This is a genomic window from uncultured Aggregatibacter sp., assembly GCF_901873365.1.
Lineage (GTDB): Bacteria > Pseudomonadota > Gammaproteobacteria > Enterobacterales > Pasteurellaceae > Aggregatibacter.
In genome coordinates, this window is sequence record NZ_CABFLM010000026.1 from 1 (window position 1) to 735 (window position 735).

General features: G+C 30.6%; 1 protein-coding gene. It reads right to left on the bottom strand.

The features are described from left to right. Nucleotides 1–626 (bottom strand): nucleotidyltransferase (locus tag QZ106_RS00715; RefSeq protein ID WP_295973027.1); only part of this gene is annotated, 626 nt, incomplete at its 3' end. Nucleotides 627–735: the final 109 nt, after the last annotated feature.

The window sequence follows — 735 nt, forward strand, 5'->3', positions numbered from 1 at the left end:
AAGTTACCCTGTGGAGATGATTTTTCATAAGCCTTAATTACCAATATCTCAATAAAAAAAGACTTGTATTTGTATTTATGACAAGCTTTCCAAATTTTTAGCAAACGAATAACTTTTCTTTCATTTTCTTTGGCTTTAATGTGTTCAATTTGAGCATGAATATTGGTTTTAAGATAACCATCATTTTGTGTTTTATGTAGATTTAAATCCTTATGTTCTGAAAAAGAATCTAGACTGGTCTCTCTCGCAGGAACAACATCAATATTAATTTCATCTTCTTCATCAAAAGTTAAACCGATAGAAACCCCTTGTTTCTTTACAGTAGTTTCATCTTTATACTTTTCTGTTAGTTTTTCCAAAACATCTTCAAACATGTCTTCTAATGTTGAAAAAGCATTGCGTTTAAATGGTACAACCAAGTCCAAATCAAACTTAGTATTGATGGCTGTGTGTTTTTTATACGAGCCAGAATTAAATGGCTCATAAATTTTGCTACCGTATTGTTCATTTAAAAATTGCTTAATCTCTTCTCGTTTAGTGCGATATGTGTTGATTAGCTCTTCAATATGTTTCATTCTGTAACTTTCTAGTACAGAATTTAAGTAATCGCTTTTGTAGTCTGCCATAGTCAATCCTAATAAAATTTTCAGTACATAACAGATTATTTTGGGTTATGATGAGCCCAAGATAGTTTTCTTTTTACTATATTGGATCGCGCCTATGAGATTTCAAGAC